The sequence below is a fragment of the Pseudoalteromonas sp. genome (assembly GCF_041613455.1).
Lineage (GTDB): Bacteria > Pseudomonadota > Gammaproteobacteria > Enterobacterales > Alteromonadaceae > Pseudoalteromonas.
Genome location: NZ_JBFJHD010000171.1, coordinates 1 through 6,490, shown reverse-complemented (window position 1 = coordinate 6,490; position 6,490 = coordinate 1). Strand labels below are relative to the sequence as shown.

6 protein-coding genes are annotated in these 6,490 nt (G+C 47.3%); all 6 read left to right on the top strand.

What is annotated here, in order from left to right:
* Positions 1 to 1,896 (top strand): phosphomethylpyrimidine synthase ThiC (gene thiC / locus ABYB02_RS13205; protein WP_372762901.1); only part of this gene is annotated, 1,896 nt, incomplete at its 5' end.
* A gap of 107 nt (positions 1,897 to 2,003) precedes the next feature.
* Positions 2,004 to 3,005: an FAD-dependent oxidoreductase gene (locus ABYB02_RS13200; RefSeq protein ID WP_372762900.1), complete on the top strand. Its 1,002-nt coding sequence runs from the start codon at positions 2,004 to 2,006 to the stop codon at positions 3,003 to 3,005.
* A gap of 7 nt (positions 3,006 to 3,012) precedes the next feature.
* Positions 3,013 to 3,207 carry a sulfur carrier protein ThiS gene (gene thiS / locus ABYB02_RS13195; protein ID WP_372762899.1) on the top strand — a complete coding sequence of 65 codons (195 nt, stop codon included), beginning with the start codon at positions 3,013 to 3,015 and terminating at the stop codon, positions 3,205 to 3,207.
* 2 nt (positions 3,208 to 3,209) lie between these two features.
* Complete coding sequence (locus tag ABYB02_RS13190) at positions 3,210 to 4,004, top strand: thiazole synthase (RefSeq protein WP_372762898.1); 795 nt, start codon at positions 3,210 to 3,212, stop codon at positions 4,002 to 4,004.
* A gap of 7 nt (positions 4,005 to 4,011) precedes the next feature.
* On the top strand, positions 4,012 to 5,547 hold the full coding sequence (gene thiE / locus ABYB02_RS13185; protein ID WP_372762897.1) for a thiamine phosphate synthase: 1,536 nt from the start codon (positions 4,012 to 4,014) through the stop codon (positions 5,545 to 5,547).
* Positions 5,548 to 5,564: 17 nt separating this feature from the next.
* On the top strand, positions 5,565 to 6,311 hold the full coding sequence (locus ABYB02_RS13180) for a ThiF family adenylyltransferase (protein ID WP_372762902.1): 747 nt from the start codon (positions 5,565 to 5,567) through the stop codon (positions 6,309 to 6,311).
* Positions 6,312 to 6,490 lie beyond the last annotated feature (179 nt).

Sequence of the window (6,490 nt, the reverse complement as noted above, 5' to 3'; positions counted from 1 at the left end):
TATATTTATAATTTAACCGGACAACCGTTTCCTAATTCACACAAAGTATACGTTGCAGGCACACAAGCCGGTGTGCGCGTAGGGATGCGTGAAATAACGCTGAGCGACACACTTGTTGGCGGCACAGATGAAAACCCAATGTACGAAGCGAATGAGCCACTACGCGTTTACGATACCTCAGGCCCGTACACCGACCCTAATTTTGAATTAGATGTACGCCAAGGACTACCTAAGTTTCGTAAGCAGTGGATTGAAAGTCGTCATGACACCGAAGAGCTGGAATCGGTAACGTCGCGCTTTACTCAGCAGCGCATGGCTGACGATGGCTTAGATCATATTCGCTTTGAGCATCTACCAAAAATTCGCCGCGCTAAAGCCGGTCATAATGTGACGCAAATGCATTATGCTCGCCAAGGCATTATTACCCCAGAAATGGAGTACGTCGCGATACGTGAAAATATGGGGCGCAAAACAATCCATGCAGAGTTACAAGCGCAGCAACATAAAGGCGAATCGTTTGGGGCTAGTATTCCTGAATTTATTACGCCGGAATTTGTGCGTGACGAAATAGCCCGTGGCCGTGCCGTATTACCAAATAATATTAATCACCCTGAAACTGAGCCGATGATTATAGGGCGTAACTTTTTAGTGAAAGTAAATGCCAACATAGGTAACTCCTCGGTGAGTTCATCGATTGAAGAAGAAGTTGAAAAAATGGTCTGGTCAACCCGTTGGGGCGCCGACACTGTAATGGATTTATCAACCGGACGTTATATTCACGAAACGCGCGAATGGGTAGTGCGCAACTCACCGGTACCGATTGGCACAGTGCCAATTTATCAAGCACTAGAGAAAGTAAACGGGGTGGCTGAAGACTTAACCTGGGAAATTTTTCGCGACACCCTCATTGAGCAAGCGGAACAGGGCGTTGATTACTTTACCATTCATGCTGGCGTATTATTGCGTTATGTACCGATGACAGCAAAACGTGTTACCGGCATTGTATCGCGTGGTGGGTCTATTATGGCGAAGTGGTGTTTAGCACACCATAAAGAAAACTTTTTATACACCCATTTTGAAGACATTTGTGAAATTTTAAAGCAGTACGATATTTGTTTTTCGTTGGGCGATGGTTTGCGTCCGGGATCGATTGCCGATGCTAACGACGAAGCGCAATTTAGCGAGTTACGCACGCTAGGCGAGTTAACAAAGCTTGCTTGGCAACACGACGTACAAGTATTTATTGAAGGCCCAGGGCATGTGCCGATGCATATGATCAAAGCCAATATGGACGAGCAGCTTAAGCATTGTGACGAAGCGCCATTTTACACCTTAGGCCCATTAACTACCGATATAGCCCCTGGATACGACCATATCACTTCGGGCATTGGCGCGGCGCAAATAGCTTGGTATGGCTGTGCTATGTTGTGTTATGTCACCCCTAAAGAGCACCTAGGACTACCAAATAAAGAAGATGTAAAAGAAGGGCTCATTACCTACAAAATTGCTGCTCATGCTGCCGATTTAGCCAAAGGCCACCCAGGAGCGCAACAGCGTGATAATGCGCTGTCTAAAGCGCGCTTTGAATTTAGATGGCATGATCAATTTAATATTGGTTTAGATCCGGAACGCGCTCGCGAATACCACGACGAAACCTTGCCGCAAGAGTCGGGCAAAGTGGCACACTTTTGTTCTATGTGTGGCCCTAAATTTTGCTCAATGAAAATAACTCAAGAAGTGCGTGACTATGCGAAAGATCTTGAATCTCGCGGTATCGATCCAAATAACGCAGGTGAGGCAATCGCAGTAAAAATGCTGGATGTAGAAGCAGAGATGCAAGCCAAATCGGCCGAGTTTAAGCAAACAGGATCAGAGATTTATCATAAAGCGTTATAAATCAGCTTCGGGCCGCGAGCTTCGAGCTGCGTGCAATGAGGTGTTTATCTTAACACTTTATTGCTCGTAGCCAGTGGCTCGGCAGCTCGCTGCTAAAAGGAACTTTTATGTTTTACAACATTGCCATTGTGGGCTTTGGTTTAGCAGGGCGTTTGGCGGCGCTGGCGTTAAGTAAACAGCATCATATAACGGTGTTTGAAGCGGATGATGAGCATACGCCGAACAGTGCTGGTAAAGTGGCGGCGGCGATGCTCGCGCCGTTGGCTGAGTCGGTTTTATGTGAGCCAGACTTAGCTTTAATGGGGCTCGATGCGATTGCGCGTTGGCCAAGTATTTTAGCCGAGCTAGACAGCGAAGTGTTTTTTCAGCAGCAAGGCACGCTAGTGGTGGCACATCAACAAGATAAAGGCGATTTACACAGCTTTGCTCAGCGCCTTAAACCGTTACAACACCATGTGGCGGATAATTTAAATGGTGAGCAAATCAGCCAATTAGAGCCAGAGCTGGCTGGGCGCTTCAACCAAGGGTTATTTTTACCTTGTGACGGACAAATAGATAATCACGCCTTTTATAACGCCAGTTTTAGAGTGCTTAATAAACGCAAAGTAAAGTTTGTGTTTAATCAGCGAGTAACCATAGTGGGCAATACCATTAATAATCGCCCCTTTGATTACATTATCGACTGCAGAGGGTTGGGCGCAAAAGGTGATAAACCGCTGCGCGGCGTACGGGGCGAAATAGCTCGGCTGTTTGCCCCTGAGGTAAATTTAACCAGACCTGTGCGGTTAATGCATCCGCGCTACCCGATTTATATTGCCCCGAAACCAAATAACCATTATGTGATTGGCGCCACCGAAATAGAATCACAAGACAGTGGCGCTGCGACGGTACGCTCTACGTTAGAGCTGTTGTCGGCGGCGTATACGGTGCACAGCGGCTTTGCCGAAGCGCGGTTATTAACTATGCAAAGCGGATTACGCCCGGCGTTTAGCGATAACCGTCCGCAAGTAACTCAGCAGGGGCGGGTAATTAGCATTAATGGCTTGTATCGCCATGGCTATATGTTAGCGCCCAGCTTAGTGGCTGAGGCGCTGGCGCGAATAGAGTGAGGATAAAATGAAAATAACGATTAATGGTCAGTTAGTTAATATGCACAGTAATAAGCTAATTGAGTGCTTAATGGAATTTGGCGCGACAGCGCCGTTTGCCGTCGCGGTGAACGGGGAGTTTTTACCGCAAAGTATGCATAGCGACTACTTGCTAAGCGAAGGCGATAGCCTAGATTTACTTTCACCGATTCAAGGTGGCTAAAGATGATGAACACTAACCGCCCTTTAAACATTTATGGTGAGCAGCTACACAGTCGTTTATTGATTGGCTCGGCGCTGTACCCATCGCCGACCATTATGAGCGAGTCGATTGTGGCATCGGGAGCTGAAATAGTAACAGTATCACTGCGCCGTCAGCAAAGTGCAGCCGCAGGGGATGACTTTTGGCAGTTGATTAAAAATACGGGCCTAAAAGTACTGCCCAACACCGCAGGGTGTCACAGCGTGAAAGAAGCGGTGACGTTGGCTAACATGTGCCGTGAAGTTTTTGCCACCGATTGGATAAAGCTAGAGCTGATTGGCGATGACTATAACCTACAGCCGGATCCATTCGCTTTGCTACAAGCCAGTCAGTTACTGCTTAATGATGGCTTTAAAGTATTACCTTATTGCACCGACGATTTAGTGTTGTGCCAACGGTTATATGATTTAGGCTGCGAGGTATTAATGCCATGGGGGGCACCGATTGGCACCGGTAAAGGCTTATTAAATAGTTATAATTTAAAAACGATTCGCCAGCGTTTACCCGATGCGACGTTAATTGTTGATGCGGGGTTAGGTTTACCATCGCATGCCTGCCAAGCACTCGAATTAGGGTATGATGCAGTATTATTAAATTCAGCCATTGCCGGGGCGGGTTGCCCAATTACCATGAGCCGTGCGTTTAAAGCGGCCGTTGCCGCAGGGCGCTTTGCCTATGAAGCTAAAGCCATGCCCGAAAAAGAAGTGGCCACCCCCTCAACCCCGACTATGGGTATGCCGTTTTGGCATCAGGAGTAACACGCGTATGAACAATCTAGTATGGACAATTGCTGGCTCAGATTCGGGCGGCGGTGCAGGTATTCAGGCCGATATTAAAGCAATGCAAAGTTTTGGCGTGCATGGTTGCACTGCTATCACCGCATTAACAGCGCAAAATAGCTTAGGAGTTGAGGCCATTAATGCGGTGTCGACCGATATTATTGAGTCGCAGCTATTGGCGCTGGAAAAAGATATGCAAGCCAAGGTGATTAAAATTGGCATGTTGGCCAATGTGCAGCAAATTCAATTGATCAGTGAACATATTCGCCATTACAAAGCGAAATGGGCTACGCCCCCTGTGGTGGTTTACGACCCTGTTGCCATTGCCTCAAGCGGCGACTCGCTCACCGAAGAAGATACCGTCAGCGCGATTAAAGAATGCTTATTGCCGCTGGTGGATGTTATTACCCCTAACACACACGAAACTCAATTATTAACTGGGGTGTATTTAATTGGCCCCAGTGCAGTACAAGCTGCAGCCAATAAGTTAATTCAGTGGGGCGCCAAAGCCGTGGTGATCAAAGGCGGGCATTGGGATTATCCCAGTGGTTACTGCATCGACTACTGTATTAACCATTTAACGGAAAATGGCGAACAATACTGGTTAGGCAATGAAAAAGTGCACACCCCGCATAACCACGGTACAGGATGTAGTATGGCCTCGGTAATAGCCGCGTGTTTAGCCAAAGACTACCCGCTAAAAGATGCCTTTATTTTGGCAAAAGCATATATAAACCAAGGATTAAAAGCAGCGGTACGTTATGGTGAAGGCATTGGTCCTGTAGCGCAAACAGCGTTTCCTATTAACCTAGCTGATTACCCACAAGTGATTGAGCCGGGCAGCTGGTTAGGGGATGAACTCGACTTTGACGTGCCGCTGGAATTTAATATGGCGGCCGATTTTGCCCGCTGCGAAACGAACTCACTGGGGCTCTATGCGGTGGTTGATAGTATTGACTGGCTAGAAAGGTGCTTTCAACAAGGCATTCAAACAGCACAGTTACGAGTGAAAGATAAAACAGAGACAGAGTTGGATACCTTAATTGCCCAAGCGGTAGAATTGGGCAAGCACTATCAGGCGCAGCTGTTTATTAATGATCACTGGCAGTTAGCAATTAAGCACGGTGCTTATGGTGTGCATTTAGGGCAAGAAGACTTAACCCATGCAAACTTAGCCGCCATTAAACAGGCCGGTTTAAGACTTGGGCTTTCCACGCATGGCTTTTATGAAATGCTAAGGGCGCATAATTATCGTCCTAGCTACATGGCGTTTGGGGCTATTTATGCGACTACCACGAAAGATATGAGCGGCCAAATACAAGGGCTAGAAAAGCTCAGTAAATTTGTTCCCTTAATGCAAGATGATTACCCTACCGTGGCGATAGGAGGTATAGATTTAGCGCGCGCTACAGCAGTAGCAAGCACCGGTGTAGGCAGTGTGGCAGTGGTTCGTGCTATTACCCAAGCCGATGATTACGTACAGGCTATCAATGAATTGCAAGCGGCGGTTAGGAAAAAATGACCGCCATTAGTACTCAAATGAATACGCTGAGCGATAAAGAAACGCTGCGCTATAGTCGTCATTTATTACTCAAAGAGGTGGGGCTTGAAGGGCAGTTAATACTAAAAGCGGCTACCGTGGCGGTAGTGGGCGCAGGTGGTTTAGGCAGTCCCGCGCTGCTCTATTTAGCAGCGGCGGGTGTGGGAACGCTTATTTTAATTGATGACGATGCGGTAGAGCTTTCAAACCTACAGCGCCAAGTGTTGTATAAAGTAAATCATTTAGGGCAACAAAAGGTCGCCGCCGCCGGTAAAGTACTGGCAAGCCTAAATAATCAAATTAACATAGTTACTCACGCTAACAAATTGAGCGAAGAAAATAGCGCAGCGCTACTCACTAACGCGGATATTGTACTTGATTGCAGCGATAACTTTACTACTCGCTACAGTGTTAATCGTTTTTGTGTAGCGCATCACACGCCGCTGATCTCCGGTGCAGCATTAACCACGCAGGGGCAGCTAATCGGTTTGGACCTTAGAGATGCCAATAGCCCATGCTATGGCTGTATCTTCCCGCACAGCGACGCCGCAGCGGTAGTTAATTGTAATAACGCCGGGGTGATCAGCCCGCTACTGGGTATTATCGGCTCAATGCAGGCACAGCTTACGCTCAACCTATTATTGGGGCACGTCAGCGGCAGCACGTTTATCAGCGTGGATGCACTAACGTTGCAGCAGCAACAATTTAAAGTGGTTAAAGATCCCGCCTGTAAAGTGTGTAGGTAAAACCAAGGTTTTAGGTTTCAGGCAGAGATAAAATACAGGAGTCAGATTTCAGGTGTCAGGTTTTAGGCAGAAATTAGCCAAGCGCGGCACTTGGATTACCCGTAGGCGAGTAGCTTGCTGCCGCGCGCACGTAGTGCGAATGTTTTAAAAAATCACAGATAACAATGCAGAAGCCAGGT